The organism is Shewanella sp. SNU WT4 (assembly GCF_006494715.1).
Classification (GTDB): Bacteria; Pseudomonadota; Gammaproteobacteria; order Enterobacterales; family Shewanellaceae; genus Shewanella.
On sequence record NZ_CP041151.1, the window covers coordinates 1,167,554 to 1,185,872 of the forward strand.

An 18,319-nucleotide genomic window follows, 5' to 3' on the forward strand; every position below is an offset into this window, starting at 1 on the left:
AATTATCCTTGGCTATTGTTATTATTGAAGATTTCAATATAGGCTTCAGAGCGCATTTCATCTAACCATAGCTGTAATTCTTCATTGAATTTACGGCGGTAAATTAATTGCTGCGCCTGATTAATGTTCATCTTCGCGGTGGCATCTGTGGTGCGGCTATCTTCTAATTGCACTATGTGCCAGCCGTGGCTTGAGCGAAACGGTGCACTCAGCTCACCAGGATTGAGCTCTTCTAAGGTTTGCGCAAACGCAGGAACGTACATGCGTGGGTCGGCCCATCCTAGCTCGCCGCCTTTGGTGGCAGAACCTGGGTCTTCAGAATATTGGCGAGCTAAGCTCGCAAAATCCGCCTTACCGCTGCGAATATCTTGGGCAAACTGATCAAGCATAGCCTTAGCGCGATCTTCAGATAAAATCGGTGATGGCTTTAATAAGATATGACGCGATTTTACTTCATGAACTTCTTTCGCTTGTAAGCCACGAGTATCAACGACCTTGATGATATGAAAACCTGAGCCGCTTTTAATTGGGCCTATAATGTCGCCTTTTTTCGCATCAGTCACTACTTCAGCAAATAAGGTCGGCATTTCATTGATATTCATATAATCCCAAATGCCGCCTTCCAGCGCTTTAGGGCCAGATGACGCGGCAATGGCGGTTTGCTTGAAATCAGCGCCATCTTTTAAGCGCTTAAGTACTGCCTCTGCGCGTGTTTGTGCGGCTTCTAATTGGACGCTGGTTGGGCTACTTGGTAATTCAATCAGAATATGACCAATTTGGAACTCAACGTTTTTTAAGCCTTGTTCTTCAATCATTTTGACTAAGGTTGAAATCTCTTGGGATGAAATTTGAATGCGGCGCTGCACTTGAATACGCTGAATTTCGCCTAAGGTAATTTCTTGGCGCATCTGCTCGCGATATTGACTAAAGCTTTGACCGCTTTTTTCAATTTCGCTCTGCATTTGTGCCACCGACATCTTTTGCTCTTTCGCAATGTTTTCAATGGTTTGATCTAGTTGTAAATCACCGACCACTAAGCCAATACGCTCAGCCATTTGCAACTGTAAACGCGTTAAAATTAAGCGCTCAATCACTTGAGTTTCTAATGCTTCGTCAGACGGTAATGATTGACCGGCCTCTTTGGCATTATGCTTAACTGTGCTCAGCATATTGTCGACTTCACTTTGTAAAATGATGCCATCGTTAAGTTGCACCGCAACACTGTCTAACGGCACAGGTATTGCCATTGTATTGATGCTGAGTGTTGCGCCTATTAAGGCAGCTATTATTCTTATCCGAGCTTTCATCCAAAAATATCCTTGGCCAAATAATCTTGCGATTGTGGGCATCAATTGATGCCATAGTCGTTGTCAATGTTTGGACTGTCAGTCCCTTCTGTGGTTCAGCAATCTACCATAATTTTATTAATTTCGCAGGTAAAGGGGTTTACGGTAATTGAATAAACCTTCATCAAGCATATCGCTGACACCAAGTGGACCTGAGCCACCCAGACCTTTAATTACGAAGTTAAGGTAAACACCTTTTTCAAACTTTTCACGACTGTCTTCGAGCGGATTAAAGTCTTCCACATAATTGGTGGTGATGTTGTAGTGGTAGCTTAAACGCACCGCCCAGCAGCATGATTCGTATTGTAAGCCGGTAAAAGTTTCGACGGTACGCTCACGATTAAGATCGTAATACCAGTTACCCACAAAATAAATATTATCAGTTAATGGCCAAGTAGTGCGCAGGCCAGTTTGTGAAATATTTACGCGATTATTGGTATTAGTGTTCAATAAATCAGGCACATAGCGATAGTTTGCCTGAATGAGTTTGTTGGTGCCAGGCCGGAAGTCTAAGCTGAATTCCGATTTTTTGGTGCTGCCTTCTTTAGTATCAAACTGAATGGCACCACTAAAATACCACTTGTCATATAAGTGAGCATCTAATTCAGACGCCAGCACAGAAAACGATGGTGTTTCTTCTTCAAATTCAGGGTCGAGAGTAACCTTGTTGTCATCAAAATAGAAAATCTGACCAAGGCTAAATTTTAATTGCTCTAAATTTTGATTATCAAATAAGGTCGTAGTGGCACCTATGGTGACTTGGTTAGCATTGGCAATTCTATCTACGCTGGAGTAGCGACTATCGCGAAATAGTCCATAAAAGTCATCAGCTAAGGCTGCAGTATCGTATAAACCAATGTCAGATTGATCTTCATAACCTACGTATAAATACTGAGCCTGCGGCTCTAAGGTTTGGCGATAGTCATTGCCCAAAATACTGGTATTGCGCTCAAAGTTAATTTGGCCATGAATACGCGCCTGCGGTATGGTGCGACTCACACTTTTCCCTAAGCCATCATCCTGGTTTAATTCCCGCTGCCAATAATTGGTTTGGTATAATTTAAGCTCAGTAGTTAACGAACCCGCTGGCACATAAATCGGCAGAGTTAATGACGGCTCCATATGTAAACGGGTCGCTTTGGCTTCACTGTCTTGATTATGCTCAAAGTTAGTTAACTCAGTGCTGAAGGCAAAATCGAGATTATGCCAAACATCAGGCAAACGATAATTGGCACTGATTTGTGGCATGATTTTATAGGGTTCTTCGTTTTCGTTGCCTAACACTTTAATGTCTTGCACCCGAATACTGGTATCCCAGTTGCGCTGGAAATAGTTAACTTCACCAATACGGTTAAGTTGGTTATCGGTTGACTGATTAATATCTGACGGTAAGTCATTGAAATAGTTATCATCAGACACCTCAGTGTAATTAGCTAATACTCGCCAGTTTTCATCAATGGCGCCTTGATGTTGCCAGTGATACATATAACGATTTGGATCGTCGTCCAGCAATCTATCGTCACCTAAATATCCTAGGTTGATTTGGCCTTGCTGCGCTTCACCGCCTAAATACCTAAATTCGGTTTGCAAGAATAAACCGCGATTAGTCATCGCATGGGGAGTGAAAGTTAAATCGTATTCTGGCGCTATGTTCCAGTAATAAGGCGTAGTCACTTCTAAGCCATTATTGGTGCTAGAACTTATGCTTGGAAATAACAAGCCTGATTTGCGTTTATCAGAGACTGGCACAGTCATATAAGGGATATACAGTACCGGCACGCCCAAAAGCTTCAGCTTGGCATCCCAAATTTCACCCCACTCATCTTCGCTATCGATTTTGATTCGGTCAGCTTCCAGTAACCAAGTCAGGTTTTCTGGCGGGCAAGTCGTGAAGTTGGTTTTCTTTAATAGCAGATTATTATCTGGGGTAATTTGTAATTCTTGCGCTTCACCATGAACTTGTTGCCCATGTAACCAATAGTTAGCCCCAGATAATACCGCGGTATTTTGGCGCATTTTCGCTACTAAACTATCGGCAGTGACAGTAAATAAACTGTCTTGAAAAATTAAGTTACCGTTGGCGTTGAGCTGTTCTTGTTGCTGATGAAATACGGCTTCGTCGGCCTTGATCAGGCGATCGCCTTGGCTCACGCGCACATCGCCCTGAAAGCTCGCCATATCGCCCATGATGGCATTGGATGAGTCAGAACTGATAATGATCTTGTCATGCGTAGCATCGACATCAGGCGTCGCAATACTGCCGCTATTTGCTGCTGGCATAGGTACTGGAGGTATGATGACGCATTGCCCTGGCGTTGGTGCATCAATAGCCATAGCAGTAAAAGGTAAAAGGCTTAATGCCACAAAATAACGAATTTGCATGTCAGATCGATTTAGTTGAATTCTGTCATTGGACAAGTTTAGAGAGGAAAAGTTGTCCTTGGATGTTTACTTAAGCTCCAAAGGCTAAAAACTTGCACTTGGAGGCAAAACAGGCTGTTACTCAATGTTATGCTGGCTATAATAAAGCAATTTTTCGTCAAGAGCCATGAGGTCACCTTGTCCGTATCTAGAAAAGAGAAACTATTGCAATGGTTAGCAGGTTATTTTGCTGAGCCTGTCACGGTTACCTTGATTTCAGGTGATGCGAGTTTTCGCCAGTATTACCGCCTTAGCCACCAACAACGCTCCTTTATTGTGATGGATACTCCTGTTGCTCTGATTGCAACTGAGCCATTTGCCTTAGTGGCAGCCGCTTATCAGGCGCAAGGCATTAAGGTGCCTGCTATCTTGGCGATAGAGCCAGCACTGGGTTTTATGCTGCTTGAGGATTTAGGTGATATCAGTCTGTTATCTTGTTTGACAGATGCCAATGTCGAGTCATGGTATCAGGAGGCTTTAGCTTTACTTCCTGACATTGCTAACGTTAAGCGCACTGCGGCTGGCGATTTACCGCAATTTGACGCGGCATTTGTGCACCGTGAGCTCAGCATTTTTAGTGAGTGGCTGCTCAGCACCCACTTGCAATTTACCTTGAGTGAGGCGCAGCAAACAGTTTTAGCACAAGCATTTGATTGCTTAACTGTGAATGCGCTGGCGCAACCGCAAGTAGGAATGCATAGAGACTTTCACAGCCGCAACTTAATGGTAGTGCAAGATGAGTTGTATGTGATTGATTTTCAAGATGCCGTTATTGGGCCAATCACTTACGATGCCGTGTCGTTACTTCGCGATTGTTATGTGCGTTGGCCAGATGCCGTGGTTGATACTTTGCGTCAGCAACATTTTGAGACTTGTCAGCAGCAAGGTTTGCTGGCGGACACTATTAGTGTTGAGCAATACATTCAATGGTTTGATTTGATGGGGATTCAGCGACATTTAAAGGCTGCAGGTATCTTTGCGCGTCTTAATCATAGGGATAATAAGCCGGGTTATTTGAAAGATATTCCGCTGACCTTAACCTATGTTATTGATATCGCAAATCGTTATCCTGAGCTGCAAGCATTAGCTATGTTAGTAAAAGATGTCCATGAGTTAGTGCTGCAACAGGAGTCGTCATGAAAGCCATGATTTTAGCGGCAGGTCGCGGGGAGCGGATGCGGCCATTAACTGACGCCTTGCCCAAACCTTTATTAGAAGTGGCCGGTAAACCCTTAATAGTTCATCACATAGAAGCGTTAGCCTCGCAAGGCATTACTGAGATTGTGATTAATTGCGCTTGGCTGGCGGATAAAATCGTGAGCTATTTAGGTGATGGCAGTCGCTTTGGCGTTAAACTCAGTTTTAGTATTGAAACCACAGCGCTAGAAACCGCAGGCGGTATCATCAATGCCCTACCTTTATTAGGGGATGAGCCTTTTGCTGTGATTAATGGCGATGTGTTATTAGGGCAATTACCGGATTTTAACCGCGTAACCTTAGGTGATAATTGCTTAGGCCATGTGTGGTTAGTGGCAAACCCTAGCCACAATAGTCGAGGTGATTTTAGCCTGAATGCTGAGGGTTTGGTCTATCAAGCGCTTGATGATGAGCCAACCATGACATTTAGCGGCATGGCCGTGTATCATCCGGCTTTATTTGCTGATGCGCCGCCAGGCGCTTTAGCGTTAGGTCCATGGTTACGACAAGCCATGACCATGCAGCAAATTCAGGGCGAATGTTGGCCCCATTACTGGTGTGATGTGGGAACTGTCGCTCGACTTGAACAAGCCAATGCGGACTTTGGCCAACAATAATTACTAGCGGGAAAGAGAATGCAGATTTGGGGCAAGCTGTTTGGTGGAGCCATAGGCTTTATGTTCGGTAAATTTATCGGACTGGTGATTGGCTTATGGTTAGGTCATAAAGTCGATAAATATATCGCGGCGTCTAAGCAATTAACTAAGCGTGGCAGTAGCCGTCAGGCCATCTTCTTTAATACCACCTTTGCGGTCATGGGCCATGTGGCTAAGGCCTCGGGGCAGGTGACAGCCACTGACATTAAAATTGCGACTTTGCTTATGGATCAAATGCGCATCACAGGCCAAGCGCGAGTTGATGCTCAGCAAGCATTTCGTGACGGCAAGGAAAGTGATTTTGATTTGCGCGGTAGCTTAAAAGCCTTTCGCTTAATCGCTATGGGCCGCAGTGACTTATTGCAAATGTTTATGGAAATCCAAATCCAGACGGCGTTGGCCGATGGTCAGTTGGAAGCCAAAGAGCATGAAATTTTACTCACCATAGCGCAAGACTTAGGTTATGGGCGGATGCAGCTTGATGCCTTATTGAAACGCTGGCAAGCCGAGTTCCAATTTCATCAGCAAGGCGGAAAGCAAACCGTATCCATTGAGCAGGCTTATCAAGTGCTTGGGGTTGATGTGAATGCTGATGATCAGCACATTAAACGTTGCTATCGCAAGCTAATGAATGAACATCATCCCGATAAATTAGTGGCTAAAGGACTGCCGCCAGAGATGATGGAACTGGCAAAGCGTAAGACCCAAGACATTCAAGCGGCTTACGATCGGATTAAAACCGAGCGCGGCATGCGCTAAGGTCTGAGTTAAGGACTGAGCGTAAGACGCCAGCGGCTGACAATATCGTTATTTCAAGGAGTGAAGTATGGATAAACTACATAAAGTAAATATAGCAATGTTGCTGGCGATGGTGACGGGTGCTCAGTGGCTGAGTAGCCCAGCACAAGCGCAAGACTGGTTTGTAACCCCAAGTGGCGGCTATAGCTTTGCTGCCAGTGACTTTGATTTAGAGCTTAACAATAACACTCTTAGCTCCAGCGCTGCCATCAAGGAAGGTGAGCATTGGGGGCTAGCTGTGGGGATGAATACTCCAGAGCCTGGCAATATCTACCTATTATATTCACGTCAATCCACGGAGTTAGTTAGCCAAGGTGGCGCGAGCTCTGAGTCATTAACGCCACTGTCCATTGAATATCTGCATTTTGGTGGCACCTTATTATTCCCAAATGGTAACTTCTCGCCTTATATCACCACCAGTATTGGTTTCACTCGCCTGCGCCCTGAACACCATTTATCCAGTGAAAGCCGCTTTTCCATGGGGATTGGCGCTGGGATGCAATACCAGTTAGTGGAGCGTTTGTCTCTGGTGGTTGAAGTGCGCGCCTTTGCCACTTTTGTTGATAGTGATCAGCAATTATTTTGTGATGAAACCGGCTGCTTATGGCGCGTTCAAGCCGATATCTTTTGGCAGAGCCAAGCCAATTTAGGCTTGAGTTACCGTTTTTAATTGAGAAAAACAATGAAGATTATTGTGCTTGATGGTTACACCTTAAATCCTGGCGATCTTAGTTGGCAAAGCTTTGCCGAGTTAGGTGAGTTAACTGTATTTGATAGAAGTGAGCCAAGTACTATTGTTAGCCGCTGCCAAGATGCTGCCGTAGTGTTTACCAATAAAACTCGCCTGAGCGCTGAGATATTAGCGCAGCTGCCGCAGCTGCGTTATATCGGCGTATTAGCAACTGGCACAGACGTAGTTGATATCGCGGCCGCGACAGCAAGGGGCGTAGTCGTTACCAATGTGCCCAATTACGGCAGTGACGCCGTGGCGCAAATGGTGTTTGCTCATATGCTGCATTTTAGCCAGAAAGTGAGTCTTCATGATGCCGCGGTTAAAGCTGGCTACTGGCAATCTCAAGGGGATTTTTGCTTTACCTTAGCGCCGCTTATGTCGCTAAATGGTAAAACCTTAGGATTAGTTGGGTTTGGCGCCATTGCTCAACAAGTGGCAAGCATAGCTAGCGCTTTTGGCATGCAGCTATTGGTGCATACTAGGAATTGCCCTGCGCACTTGCCTGCTGGCGCCAAATGGGTGGCGCTTAATGATTTGCTGAAGCAAGCGGATGTCGTTTCCCTGCATTGCCCGCTCACACCAGCCACAGCCAATCTTATTAATAAAGACAGCTTAGCTTTGATGAAGCATGGCAGTTTATTAATTAATACGGCCAGAGGCGGTCTTGTGAATGAAGCGGATTTAGCGGCGGCGACTAATGCAGGTAGGCTTGGTGCTGGCCTTGATGTGTTAAGCACTGAACCGCCGCAAGCAGATAATCCATTACTAAGCGCCAATAATGTCAGCATCAGCCCACATATCGCCTGGGCGACATTAGAAGCACGCCAGAAACTACTTGATATAGCTATTGATAATCTTCGCAATTTCCTTGAAAAGCGTCCTTGTCATCAAGTCTTTCCCGCTAAATAAAAACAATCTATTCGCTAAGTTAATGAACCTCTATCTTTCGACTATGTTTGATAGGGGTCTGGCGGTGTTTGACCTTAACGATTAATCACCTCTTACATTGAGGATTTACACCATGTTTAAAATTCTTTGTGCAGAATTTATTGGAACTTTTTGGTTAGTGCTAGGAGGCACTGGAAGCGCTGTGTTCGCCGCAGGCTTTCCTAATGTTGGTATTGGCTTTTTAGGGGTTGCCTTAGCATTTGGTTTAACCGTAGTGACTATGGCGTATGCCATTGGTCATATCAGTGGTTGTCATTTAAACCCAGCGATTACCGTGGGCTTATGGGTTGGCGGCCGATTTGAAGCATCAAAAGTAATCCCTTACATAGTGGCGCAAGTGTTAGGCGCGATTGTGGCATCGACCGTAGTGTATCTTATCGCGAGCGGTAAGGCGGGCTACAGTTTGGCCGATGGTCTCGCGGCCAACGGTTATGGTGAGCATTCACCCGGTGGCTATGATTTATTGTCTGGCTTTATCACAGAAGCTGTCTTAACTGGCATGTTTTTAATGGTGGTTTTGGGCGCAACGCATAGATTAGCAACTCCCGCCATGGCAGGTTTAGCCATAGGTTTATGTTTAACCTTAATCCATTTAATCAGTATTCCCATCACTAACACTTCGGTGAACCCTGCTCGCAGCACAGGTCCTGCCATCATTATGGGGGATTGGGCGTTATCGCAATTATGGCTATTTTGGGTAGCGCCTATTCTTGGCGCTGTAGTTGGCGCGCTCATCTATCGCTGGTTAAGCCCTAATCATCAAAACGACTAAGCCTGATAGAGAGTTAACCAAGATAATACGCATCTTTATTGATATGGCGTGACATGAATCCCCCTAAGTTCTGCTTAGGGTGATTTTTTTATAAAGCTTTTATTGCTAATGCTTGTTATTGCTAAAGCTTGTTATTGTTAGTGCAATAGCGATATTTGCACTGCAAATAAAAGGGCTTCATTGAGAAGCCCTTTTTGCTTACAAGCTAATTAAAGCATTATTCAATATCATCTTCTGGTGGAAAGCGCGCCAGAATATTAGAAATCACAGCTTGGCTGGCTTTAACGTTATCTGGCACAGAATTAGTTAACACAAAGCTGTCTCTTCCGCGCCAAATCAAACGGTTACTTGGATCAAAGATATTAATTTGAATGATTTGCTCAGTCTTATCTTTGCCTAAGGGAATGCCAACACTTGAGCCAACACTAACGCCGCTATTGCTGCCCCAGCCACCAGTCCCGAGCCCAATGGATACGCCTGAATCGCTGGTTTTGGCTTTGCTTGAAAGCTCAATGCCGACTAGAAAATCTGGCGTACGCGGATTATCAAGATAACCTTGGAGTAGTAAAGTGTTAAACACTTGGTCTCTTACTCGGGTGGCAACTAATGGATCGATAGCGCTAGGTGGCGGTAACATACTAAAATTGTTGAGGGTGGAAAAATTGTAATTAACATCGTAATCAGTATTGGCAGGTTTAGTGCTACAGGCCGATACCAACAATAAGGCTAATACACCGATAGTGATCTGACGTATTAGAGTTGCCATAGTTACTCCTTGGTTGAATGAACGCTTGTTAGCACAAATGTGATTAAGATGTTATACCTTAACAGCGTAAAAGTAGCGAATATCTGCGGCAGTAAATTTGATAACTCATTGATAGGTATGCGATGGAACAGCTGCTGTTTTTTGAATTAATCAGTCCTTGCAAAGGTATATGCACCACAGATAAAGGTGGATATTGCTTAGGTTGTTTTCGCAGCCGTGATGAGCGTTTTAATTGGCAAACCTTCAATGACAGTCAAAAACAGGAAGTATTGCGCTTGTGTCAGCAGCGCGGCGCTCGCCGCCGTTATGCCATCTTTCAAGCCCAGCGACAGCAGCAACAACTCAATACTCAAGCATTAAACCAAGCCTTTGATTTCGATATTGATGGTGCAATGGCAATAGATGTTTCTATGAATGTGGAGCCTAATGTGAAAGTGGGTGAGGACATTAGCGCAGACGCAGACAAAGGTATAATCACAGAAGCTTCATCAGAAAGTCACAGTGCAAATAGCAATCCAAGTGCTATCAAGTGACAGGTCAAGTAACAGCCCAAGTAACAGTTCAAGTAACAGCCTAAGCAATAGCGCCGAGCAGACTAGCAATAAGTAAAACCTACTGTGTCTTCGGCTACTGTGCTCAAATCCCCCAGCGCACTAATTGCAATTTAGGCATGAGTTCATACAGCTGCGCCTTAGTTCGCGCTATTAGCTTGGCGGTTGATCTAACGGCGCATGCAGGCTAAAGCGGGTCACTTGTTCATTACTGGTTAAGCTGATATCGCCTTGGTGGCGCGCCATAATTCGGCAAATAATCGCTAAACCTAAGCCAAACCCGCGGTCTTGCTGCTGATTGTTAGCCGCGCGATAAAAGGGTTCAAAAATATGTTGTTGTTCATGCTCGCTGATTGCAGGGCCATCGTTCTCGACATCAATTTGCCAAGTATCACAGTGGCGAACCAGATTAACTTGGATTTTATGCCTATGATAGCGCAATGCATTGGTGAGTAAGTTTTGTAAGGCGCGCTCGATTAAGCTAGGCTCTAACATCACGCAGCAAGGCTGTTCAATGCCGGTGGCGATAATCCTTTGCTGGCACAGAGGTTGAATGCGCTCCACTGTTTGCTGCACTAAGAGGGATAAGTCGCACAATTGACGGTCAACATTAAGCTGCGCTGACTCTAAGCGGGCGTAGCTTAATAGCTCAGTCAGCAAGCCTTCCATCTCAGCGATATCAAGCTGCATATCTTCAATAAACTGGCTGCGCTGCTCTAGCGTTTTCTGGTCGCTGCAATAACTGGGTAGCAGCGCCATGGCAAATTTAAGTCGAGCCAGCGGCGTGCGTAATTCGTGAGACACAGTATTCGATAAGTGCTGCTGATTATCGATAAGATTGCCAATCTGTTTGCCCATCTTATTAAACGCTTCTCCAAGAAATACCACTTGGGAGCTTGGTAATAAATTTACGCGGGTATTCCACTTAGCCTTGGCAAAGTCATTGGCGGCTAATTCTAGCTTGCGTAAATCCCGCGACAATGGGCGTATCCATAACAAGATGACCAAGGCCAGTAATAGATAAAAACCTAAGGTAAAGGTAGTTTCCCAGCCTGCTAATGGCGCTGCCGCGAGCGGGCCGAGCATCAGCACTTGTTCGCCCACTGGAATAAATAAGTATTGCTGCTTGTGGTTATTGACCGTGCGCAACACTTGATTAGGCGCGAGCGCTTGGCTGGTTTGCAGTGAGATTTGATCTTGTGACAATAGAGCGACAGGGCGCTCGGGATTAGCGTCAATTTTACTCAAGTAACGCTGACGCTGCTCTGCTGGCATTTGTTCTAATAAATCTGCCAGCAACAGCAGTGACGGTTGATTCGCTTGTTGTTGACCAAACGTGCTGTGCCACACTTCTTCTAAAGTCCAACCTATGCCGAGAATACTTAGGCTAAGAAGCAGGTATAGGCTAATAAACAAGCGCTTCACGGGGATCCTTAATTATTCCAAGCTTCTGGAGCAAACAAGTAACCTTGGCCCCATACGGTTTTAATCCGAAACGGAGTTTCGATATTGTCGCCAAGTTTTTTGCGTAGGCGTGAAATACGTACGTCAATTTTTCTATCTTTGCCATCAAAATCAATATTAAGCAAATATTGATAAATGAATTGGCGACTTAACACTTGGCCAGCGTTTGAGGCCAGTAACCACAATAATTCAAATTCATGGCTGGTTAAGTCAACCGCATGATCACTCAGTAAAATCGCTTGGGTGTGGGGATCTATGCTGAGCTTGCCAAAGTTAAGACAATGGGATTCGTGCTGATGAGTAGGTTTGGCGCGGCGGCGCAATAAGTTATGAATACGCGCTACTAGTAATGCGGGTTCTACCGGCTTAACCACATAATCATCGGCGCCCAATTCTAAGCCTTTAATCTGATCTTCAGGCGTGCCTAAGGCGCTCATCAATAAGATAGGGCCATGGAAATAATCCGGTAATTTTTCACACAATGATAAGCCATCTAGGCCTGGCAGCATGATATCGAGCAAAATAATGTCAGGCTTATAGTTGATTAAACGAGTCAGCACTGTGTCACCACGGCGCTCCACTTCAACATGCATTCCTTGCGACTTTAAGTAATCTGAAATCAAATTGGCCAAGCGTATATCATCTTCAACTAACAGCACACGAAAAGGCGATTGAGGCGTAGTCATTAAAATAAACTCCAAGGATTTCGGTAGCGTCGACGCTCAGACGTTTGATTGGGGCTAGTCACGGTAAATTTAGCATCGGCGAGTATTTGGTGTGTGGCCTTATCTACTAATAAAAACTGCATATCTGCTTGAGCCTGCACTTCAATTACGGTTGTGTGACTGTTTGGGTCTTGGTTACACCAAGGCGCAATAGTGTCATCCACACTCTGAATACAAACGGCATTGTTAGTGCTTGTTTGCCAATGAAATTGAACTTGAATACGGCAGTGGCTCGTAGCGGCGTCAATAATGCAGACACTCGGCGTGAGGTGCAAGAGATTTTGCTCATCGTTCGCTGCCAATGGGAGACTGCTCATCACTGCGAGTGTCAATAACCCCATAATACTGACTAAAGTGTTAGGCATTACTTATGCCTTAGTTGGCGGATTGCTGGTTACCATAAGTAAGCGACCCCCACAAAGACATGACGGCTGTAGTCTCTGATGATGAGCGGGCTATCGACTATGCTAGCGGCGAGGTGGCGATAGCGAGTCAAGCTTATAAGCTGCCAATGTTCATCTATGGCATAGGTTAAGCTGGCTCCAAGTTGTGGGCTTATGCCAGTGCTTGCTTCATAAGGTAAGTGATAACCAAATTCTTGGGCTCGCGGTTGATAGTAATAGCCAATCACATCGGCATCTTGCCAATGAGCACTGGCATCGAGTTGCAGCGAAAAATTGGACCAAGCAATAAGTTTAGTAAGAGCTACGCGCGCTTCTATGCCTTGATGCACGCCAAAGAGATCATGGCCAACACTGATACTGATATCAGCGAGAGGATTAAAATACCAAGCTTCAATGCCGGCAACATAAGTAAAGTGGCGCTGCGCTAATGGGGTGTTGTGGTTCAATGAGTTCGCGCCATCCTCATGGATAACGTCTTCATGGTGTTGTCTAGAGGCGCCACTTACAAAAATGTTGCTTGGATCCCAGCGGTAAAAATAGCCACGTTCGCCACTGTAGGCGGCAATGATATTCACGGCAACATCTTGATTTTCAACTAATGAATAACCAAATAAACCATTGTCAAAAAAGAACGACTGACCGTAATAAGCAATACTGGGAATGAGATAAATCGGAATGGCAGCATGATTGATGAGTGGATTGGATTGTTCGCCATAACCAGCCGCGAGAGCCACTGACCATTGGTCGGTGTTAATGCAGTCTAATGATAGTGCGCATGTATTGTCTTCTGCCCAAGCTAAGTGGCTGCTGACCAATAGACTAGCGCTTAAGGCGCTAGCAAATAAGAGTGCGCCCCATCTCTTACTGAGCAATAAACGACTCGCAAGTGATCTTAGTCCAAAGCAAGCAAGGTGCATGGCGCATACCATAAGGGCAAAGTGGAGATAATTATATCAGTAACAAATGGTTAAAACAGTATCAACATCTGGCGTGATACAAATTGATCCAATTATGACTATGTTGCAGTTGCGTGTTAATGCTATCGTCGCGCTGAACGTGGTTTTTGGCCCCGTTTATTAACAGCTAATAGACTGACGCAGTCTTAAGCATAATCACTGGCCGACTATTGCAAACAATTGGCTGTAACTGTGGCGCTGGTCACGTAAGCACGGTTTTTGTGGTGCTGGTCGCATCGTCTTTGCCTAATTGGCCATGAATGGCTGTGATTCATGCCGTCACCTTGGTGGGAGTGTGACTTTTGTCACGCTATGTTGATGGTTGTGAACTTGGTAGGCTTTTAGGGTGTTTTAGTGCTAACGCAATGATTTTAAACACAATTAATATCATACATATCTTTCTTACGAGCGAGCTCGGTTGTAAGTTGTTGATATATAGCCTTTTTAATTAATTTCGTTGGTTTTTTGCCTTTGATTAGTGTTTGTTGATTTAATCTCTGCCTTTCTCTATGATGCGCGGCTTCTTTAAGAGGAGACGCTGCAATATCGATGTTCGAGCTGCAGTCCACACCCAATTAATTTGTTAACACGGACGATTGTATCGGCCGTTTTCATTTGAGGAATCACATGTCTACTAAACTGGCTAACCCAGCGCCACTTGGCTTGATGGGTTTTGGTATGACTACCATTTTATTAAATATCCATAACGCGGGTTTTTTCCCAATCGATTCAATGATTTTAGCCATGGGTATTTTCTATGGCGGTATTGGTCAGGTATTAGTGGGTATGATGTGCTTTAAGCGTGGCGACACCTTCGGCACCACAGCATTTACTTCATACGGCTTATTCTGGCTGACTCTGGTAGGCCTGTTAGTTATGCCTATGATGGGCGTAGCGCCAAGCCCAGCTCACTTCATGGGTTGGTACTTATTATTATGGGGCGTGTTCACTGCCTTTATGTTTGTGGGTTCTTTATGCTACCCACGTGCTAAGCAAGTTGTATTTGGTTTATTAACCATTTTATTCTTCTTGCTGGCCGCTCGTGACTTCACTGGTAGCGCCCTGATCGGCACTATCGCTGGTTATGAAGGTATTCTGACTGGCTTGAGCGCTATCTACTTCGCTATGGCGCAAATATTAAACGGTGAATTTGGCCGTACTATTTTGCCAATCGGTGAAAAGAAAGCTGCTTAATCTGTCGTTACGACAGTGACAAGATTTGAGAGAGAGCCTAAGGGTTCTCTCTCACACTAAAAAAGCCGATGCATTGATTGCATCGGCTTTTTTGTTGGTCTTTTATGGCGCTTATCTACCATGGTCCACTTTGTTATGAGCTTACATTGTCATGATCTCAATTTGTCATGAGTCTGCTGGGGCATCATTTCTGAGCCGAATGACCAAGCTCAGCTATTAACCGCGAGCTTGTTGGCGTAAAAACGCTTGGCATTCAGCGGATAATGGTTGCTTGAGCAAATACTGGCGGTTAGTGCCGATTTGCAATACGAAGCCTTGAGTGTGCTCGGTAATGCTCTCTATGTCTGTCCATGACCAGTGCTGATTGACGAAGTTAGAGGTGATGCGCACGCCACTTTCATTAATGGTGACGCTGACGGTATTGTTAGCCGCTTTTGACATCATTTGACGCCATAACCACCAAGTGCGATTAAAGCGGATATTTAAGCCCTCAATGACGCCTAAGCCAATAATAAAATAGCTTAAATAGGCAGGTACGCCGCCTGTTGCCAGTCCAAGACCAATAGCGCATAACACGGCGGCCTTGGCATAAGGTTTAATCCCTGTCAGTGGCGTAGCGGTTTCATCATAACAAGCCAAATAATAGTGGCGGTCTAAAGTGAATTTTGATTCAAAATGCGATTCAGTGATCATAACATCTAAGGTTTAAGCGAATAAACAAAGGCGCAGTGTAGCTGACTTGAGCTTAATTCTCAGTTAATTCCGTGCGTTTTTAGCGCCATCAAGCTAAGTATGGGGTGTTTGTCGCCTCGATAGAGCTAGTGACGGATGTTGCGTTAACACTTAATTTAAGCCTGAGCGCGTTGCCTGTCGCGCTGTAAGCGTCAATAATGCACGCCTAGTTAGGCTTATGTCTTCGCCCGTTCACTTGTGCGCCACAGTAACGGCTAAGTGGCACTATTTATCATTATTATGAGTTATCACAGCATGCAAACTAAACGTGGCAGGTTAGATCGCCTATTAGCCAAACATTTCAATTTACCGCGCAAGCAGATTAGAGCCTTGCTATTAAGTCAGCGCGTCACGGTTGATGGCATCATTATTAAAGACATGGATTTTCAGTTGGATGAATTTATGCAGCTGGCATGTGATGGTGAGCTCATTCGTGGCGATGTGCCTAGGTATTACATGGTCAATAAACCCATAGGCATAGTGAGCGCCACGCAAGATAGCGAGCATCAAACCGTACTGGATTTATTGCCCACAGAATTACGCGCCGATTTGCACATAGTCGGGCGACTTGATTTAAATACTTCTGGGCTAATATTGCTCACTAATGACAGCCGCTGGTCAGAATCCTTAATGGCGCCAGGCGCGCATGTGGCTAAACGTTATCTCGTGACTTTAAAAGAGGCGGTAACGGCTGAATATACAGCAGCATTTAGTGCTGGTATGTATTTTGAATTTGAAGATATTACTACCTTGCCGGCAGAGCTTATTATTCACAGCAGTCATCAAGTAGAAGTAGTGTTAGAAGAAGGTAAGTATCATCAAATTAAGCGGATGTTTGGCCGCTTTCGCAATCAAGTGTTGGCCTTGCATCGCTTTAAAATCGGCGCCTTATCACTTGACCCTAAGCTTGCCGCGGGTCAGTGGCGCGAATTAACTCCGCAAGAAGTTAAAAACGCTCGCGCCTAAGCTTCCGAGTTAACAATCCCTGGGGTAAAAGTGCCGAGCTAGTGGCTAGTGGCTAGTTGTTAGGAATGACGGCAACTAGCTATCACTTGCGGCGATCCTTTTTGTCAAATCACGACAGCTACTGAGAATTTCAATTCACATCACTATCGGCAGTATTTATGGCCGGTGTCTTTCTCTAATGCTTTGCTATAACTCTGTATCTCTGTATGTACCTCTGTACCTCAGTTACGCAGTCACACAGACTCTTACTCTGTCTTGCGGGCACTCAGGCGTGTAAGCATAGATACACGCGCCTTATCCATCTTTACTCACCGTCATTAGCTCTCATTGGTGATTAGTGATTGGCGCGCTGCAACATAGTAGTTATTGATAGGCTAACTACTATTTTTTTAGTCTTTTCTATGGAATATCAGGTCGTTAACCTTACAAAAACGTAAGGTTGCGGCAATCTAAATGACAAACTCTTAGTGTAAATTGCTCAGCATAACGACCGACATCCCATGTCTTCAACAGTATTTGAGTATCTTATGAATAAATTTATCACTTCAAGCGCCTTAGCTCTCGCAACCTTATATTCAGCGGCAAGCTTTGCAAGCCTCCCTGCTGCCAATGTCACCAATCAAGGCTTTTCTGGCCCAACTCAAGTGAGTAGCGTTAAGCAGGTATTAGATTCTGGCATGTTCAGTGATGACACGCCTGTGACCTTAGAAGGCCACATTACAGCCTCGTTAGGCGGCGAAATGTACCGCTTTGCCGATGACACCGGTAGCGTCAATATCGAAATTGAACATGATAAATGGTTAGGTCTTGAAGTGACGCCGGCATCTAAAGTGATTATTCAGGGCGAGATAGATAAAGAATTGCAAGATGTGATGGTTGATGTCAGCCAAATTCAGTTGGCTAAATAATATTAGTGCCGAATTAATCAACAATTACTAAGTGAAATCTAGAGGTTTTAATGAAAAAGTTATTAGTCTTATCGACTCTTTTAGCCGCCCCAGCGTTTGCCACTCCTTATATTGGTGCTGAATATGGCGTGGCTGCAACTAACCATAATTTTGAGCCTGTTGTTAACTTTGTGCAGTTAACACCAGATAATAACGAAGGTGTGGCTGGCGTATTTATGGGTTACCAATTTAGCGATAATTTGGCGCTGGAATTAGGATATCGCCAATCTGAATTAAGTGATGGCCAAGGGCAAGAAAGCTTGGTTGGTACGGGTGCCGACTTAACCGAAATAGAAAAAGACTGGGACGCCGATATTAAGGTGAAGCAGTTAACCTTAATGCCAATATACTCTTTCCATATCAATGATAAATGGACAGCAAAACTGGGCGCCGGTATCAGTTATAGCCGCTATGATTTCAGCGCTTCATTTACTGAAACCAGTGAGCATGTCGCCACAGATATAGAAACTGTCACTTCGCATATTACCGGTGATACTGGTACTCACAGTGAAATTGGTGCGATTGCCAGTGTCGGAGTGGAATACGCCATAATGCCTGAATGGACCGTGGGCGTGAATGCTAAATATCAGGCAGATAGTTTCGCTAATAGCAGCAGCGTTAGCTTAATGACTCGCTACTCTTTCTAAAGACGCTGCGCCTACTTATTTTTGCAATCTAACATTGCGAATCTCAGTATTTGCGGCAAGGCACTCTCATTTATCTTTCACTTGTCTCTCACTATT

19 protein-coding genes are annotated in these 18,319 nt (G+C 44.8%); 11 read left to right on the forward strand and 8 right to left on the reverse strand.

The window, feature by feature from the left end:
- Window positions 1–2: 2 nt before the first annotated feature.
- Both surA and lptD read right to left on the reverse strand, forming a co-directional pair.
- Window positions 3–1,307 (reverse strand): peptidylprolyl isomerase SurA, encoded by a 1,305-nt coding sequence (gene surA / locus FJQ87_RS05305; protein ID WP_140931221.1) that lies wholly within the window; start codon window positions 1,305–1,307, stop codon window positions 3–5.
- A gap of 117 nt (window positions 1,308–1,424) precedes the next feature.
- Window positions 1,425–3,728 carry an LPS assembly protein LptD gene (gene lptD, locus FJQ87_RS05310; protein WP_140931223.1) on the reverse strand — a complete coding sequence of 768 codons (2,304 nt, stop codon included), beginning with the start codon at window positions 3,726–3,728 and terminating at the stop codon, window positions 1,425–1,427.
- Window positions 3,729–3,932: 204 nt separating this feature from the next.
- Between lptD and FJQ87_RS05315 the strand changes: the two genes are divergently transcribed.
- The 6 genes from FJQ87_RS05315 (at window position 3,933) to aqpZ (ending at window position 8,871) form a co-directional block, all read left to right on the forward strand.
- On the forward strand, window positions 3,933–4,907 hold the full coding sequence (locus tag FJQ87_RS05315) for a phosphotransferase (RefSeq protein ID WP_240778843.1): 975 nt from the start codon (window positions 3,933–3,935) through the stop codon (window positions 4,905–4,907).
- On the forward strand, window positions 4,904–5,581 hold the full coding sequence (gene murU, locus FJQ87_RS05320; RefSeq protein WP_140931227.1) for an N-acetylmuramate alpha-1-phosphate uridylyltransferase MurU: 678 nt from the start codon (window positions 4,904–4,906) through the stop codon (window positions 5,579–5,581). The genes FJQ87_RS05315 and murU overlap by 4 nt, the downstream gene beginning before the upstream one ends.
- Window positions 5,582–5,599: 18 nt before the next feature.
- A complete protein-coding gene (djlA, locus tag FJQ87_RS05325) occupies window positions 5,600–6,379 on the forward strand; it encodes a co-chaperone DjlA (RefSeq protein WP_140931229.1) in 780 nt (259 codons plus the stop codon).
- Window positions 6,380–6,446: 67 nt separating this feature from the next.
- Window positions 6,447–7,088, forward strand: coding sequence for an outer membrane beta-barrel protein (locus FJQ87_RS05330; RefSeq protein ID WP_240778844.1), 642 nt, complete (start codon window positions 6,447–6,449; stop codon window positions 7,086–7,088).
- A gap of 12 nt (window positions 7,089–7,100) precedes the next feature.
- The gene (locus FJQ87_RS05335) at window positions 7,101–8,060 is read left to right on the forward strand and encodes a D-2-hydroxyacid dehydrogenase (RefSeq protein ID WP_140931231.1); all 960 of its coding nucleotides are present in this window, start codon (window positions 7,101–7,103) and stop codon (window positions 8,058–8,060) included.
- Between the two features lie 112 nt (window positions 8,061–8,172).
- Window positions 8,173–8,871, forward strand: coding sequence for an aquaporin Z (gene aqpZ / locus FJQ87_RS05340; protein ID WP_140931233.1), 699 nt, complete (start codon window positions 8,173–8,175; stop codon window positions 8,869–8,871).
- 217 nt (window positions 8,872–9,088) lie between these two features.
- On the opposite strand, the gene FJQ87_RS05345 is transcribed toward aqpZ, so the two are convergent.
- Window positions 9,089–9,637, reverse strand: coding sequence for a DUF4136 domain-containing protein (locus tag FJQ87_RS05345; RefSeq protein WP_140931235.1), 549 nt, complete (start codon window positions 9,635–9,637; stop codon window positions 9,089–9,091).
- Between the two features lie 122 nt (window positions 9,638–9,759).
- Here FJQ87_RS05345 and FJQ87_RS05350 point away from each other — a divergent pair, with 122 nt between their 5' ends.
- A complete protein-coding gene (locus FJQ87_RS05350) occupies window positions 9,760–10,170 on the forward strand; it encodes a DUF1289 domain-containing protein (RefSeq protein ID WP_140931237.1) in 411 nt (136 codons plus the stop codon).
- A gap of 171 nt (window positions 10,171–10,341) precedes the next feature.
- On the opposite strand, the gene FJQ87_RS05355 is transcribed toward FJQ87_RS05350, so the two are convergent.
- Genes FJQ87_RS05355 through FJQ87_RS05370 form a run of 4 tightly spaced genes read right to left on the reverse strand, consistent with a single transcriptional unit; the run spans window position 10,342 to window position 13,653 of the window.
- Window positions 10,342–11,613, reverse strand: coding sequence for an ATP-binding protein (locus tag FJQ87_RS05355; protein WP_140931239.1), 1,272 nt, complete (start codon window positions 11,611–11,613; stop codon window positions 10,342–10,344).
- 8 nt (window positions 11,614–11,621) lie between these two features.
- On the reverse strand, window positions 11,622–12,338 hold the full coding sequence (locus FJQ87_RS05360; protein ID WP_140931241.1) for a winged helix-turn-helix domain-containing protein: 717 nt from the start codon (window positions 12,336–12,338) through the stop codon (window positions 11,622–11,624).
- Complete coding sequence (locus FJQ87_RS05365; RefSeq protein ID WP_140931243.1) at window positions 12,338–12,742, reverse strand: DUF3019 domain-containing protein; 405 nt, start codon at window positions 12,740–12,742, stop codon at window positions 12,338–12,340. Before FJQ87_RS05365 ends, FJQ87_RS05360 begins: the two co-directional genes overlap by 1 nt.
- A 29-nt stretch (window positions 12,743–12,771) precedes the next feature.
- On the reverse strand, window positions 12,772–13,653 hold the full coding sequence (locus tag FJQ87_RS05370; protein WP_168195142.1) for a MipA/OmpV family protein: 882 nt from the start codon (window positions 13,651–13,653) through the stop codon (window positions 12,772–12,774).
- A gap of 711 nt (window positions 13,654–14,364) precedes the next feature.
- Here FJQ87_RS05370 and FJQ87_RS05375 point away from each other — a divergent pair.
- Window positions 14,365–14,931: a GPR1/FUN34/YaaH family transporter gene (locus FJQ87_RS05375; protein WP_140931246.1), complete on the forward strand. Its 567-nt coding sequence runs from the start codon at window positions 14,365–14,367 to the stop codon at window positions 14,929–14,931.
- A 216-nt stretch (window positions 14,932–15,147) separates the two neighbouring features.
- Here FJQ87_RS05375 and FJQ87_RS05380 read toward each other — a convergent pair whose 3' ends face one another.
- On the reverse strand, window positions 15,148–15,624 hold the full coding sequence (locus FJQ87_RS05380) for a YcxB family protein (protein WP_140931248.1): 477 nt from the start codon (window positions 15,622–15,624) through the stop codon (window positions 15,148–15,150).
- A 294-nt stretch (window positions 15,625–15,918) separates the two neighbouring features.
- Here FJQ87_RS05380 and FJQ87_RS05385 point away from each other — a divergent pair, with 294 nt between their 5' ends.
- The 3 genes from FJQ87_RS05385 (at window position 15,919) to FJQ87_RS05395 (ending at window position 18,223) form a co-directional block, all read left to right on the forward strand.
- Window positions 15,919–16,629, forward strand: coding sequence for a pseudouridine synthase (locus FJQ87_RS05385; protein ID WP_140931251.1), 711 nt, complete (start codon window positions 15,919–15,921; stop codon window positions 16,627–16,629).
- 527 nt (window positions 16,630–17,156) lie between these two features.
- Window positions 17,157–17,537 carry a NirD/YgiW/YdeI family stress tolerance protein gene (locus FJQ87_RS05390; protein WP_140931254.1) on the forward strand — a complete coding sequence of 127 codons (381 nt, stop codon included), beginning with the start codon at window positions 17,157–17,159 and terminating at the stop codon, window positions 17,535–17,537.
- Between the two features lie 50 nt (window positions 17,538–17,587).
- Window positions 17,588–18,223: an AcfA family outer membrane beta-barrel protein gene (locus FJQ87_RS05395; RefSeq protein WP_140931256.1), complete on the forward strand. Its 636-nt coding sequence runs from the start codon at window positions 17,588–17,590 to the stop codon at window positions 18,221–18,223.
- Window positions 18,224–18,319 lie beyond the last annotated feature (96 nt).

Coding starts and splice junctions, on each gene's coding strand:
- FJQ87_RS05360 (WP_140931241.1), bottom strand. CDS start 12,338: ATGACTACGCCTCAATCGCCTTTTCGTGTGCTGTTAGTTGAAGATGAT.
- FJQ87_RS05345 (WP_140931235.1), bottom strand. CDS start 9,637: ATGGCAACTCTAATACGTCAGATCACTATCGGTGTATTAGCCTTATTG.
- murU (WP_140931227.1), top strand. CDS start 4,904: ATGAAAGCCATGATTTTAGCGGCAGGTCGCGGGGAGCGGATGCGGCCA.
- djlA (WP_140931229.1), top strand. CDS start 5,600: ATGCAGATTTGGGGCAAGCTGTTTGGTGGAGCCATAGGCTTTATGTTC.
- FJQ87_RS05395 (WP_140931256.1), top strand. CDS start 17,588: ATGAAAAAGTTATTAGTCTTATCGACTCTTTTAGCCGCCCCAGCGTTT.
- FJQ87_RS05385 (WP_140931251.1), top strand. CDS start 15,919: ATGCAAACTAAACGTGGCAGGTTAGATCGCCTATTAGCCAAACATTTC.
- FJQ87_RS05375 (WP_140931246.1), top strand. CDS start 14,365: ATGTCTACTAAACTGGCTAACCCAGCGCCACTTGGCTTGATGGGTTTT.
- surA (WP_140931221.1), bottom strand. CDS start 1,307: ATGAAAGCTCGGATAAGAATAATAGCTGCCTTAATAGGCGCAACACTC.
- FJQ87_RS05335 (WP_140931231.1), top strand. CDS start 7,101: ATGAAGATTATTGTGCTTGATGGTTACACCTTAAATCCTGGCGATCTT.
- aqpZ (WP_140931233.1), top strand. CDS start 8,173: ATGTTTAAAATTCTTTGTGCAGAATTTATTGGAACTTTTTGGTTAGTG.
- FJQ87_RS05380 (WP_140931248.1), bottom strand. CDS start 15,624: ATGATCACTGAATCGCATTTTGAATCAAAATTCACTTTAGACCGCCAC.
- FJQ87_RS05390 (WP_140931254.1), top strand. CDS start 17,157: ATGAATAAATTTATCACTTCAAGCGCCTTAGCTCTCGCAACCTTATAT.
- lptD (WP_140931223.1), bottom strand. CDS start 3,728: ATGCAAATTCGTTATTTTGTGGCATTAAGCCTTTTACCTTTTACTGCT.
- FJQ87_RS05330 (WP_240778844.1), top strand. CDS start 6,447: ATGGATAAACTACATAAAGTAAATATAGCAATGTTGCTGGCGATGGTG.
- FJQ87_RS05350 (WP_140931237.1), top strand. CDS start 9,760: ATGGAACAGCTGCTGTTTTTTGAATTAATCAGTCCTTGCAAAGGTATA.
- FJQ87_RS05365 (WP_140931243.1), bottom strand. CDS start 12,742: ATGCCTAACACTTTAGTCAGTATTATGGGGTTATTGACACTCGCAGTG.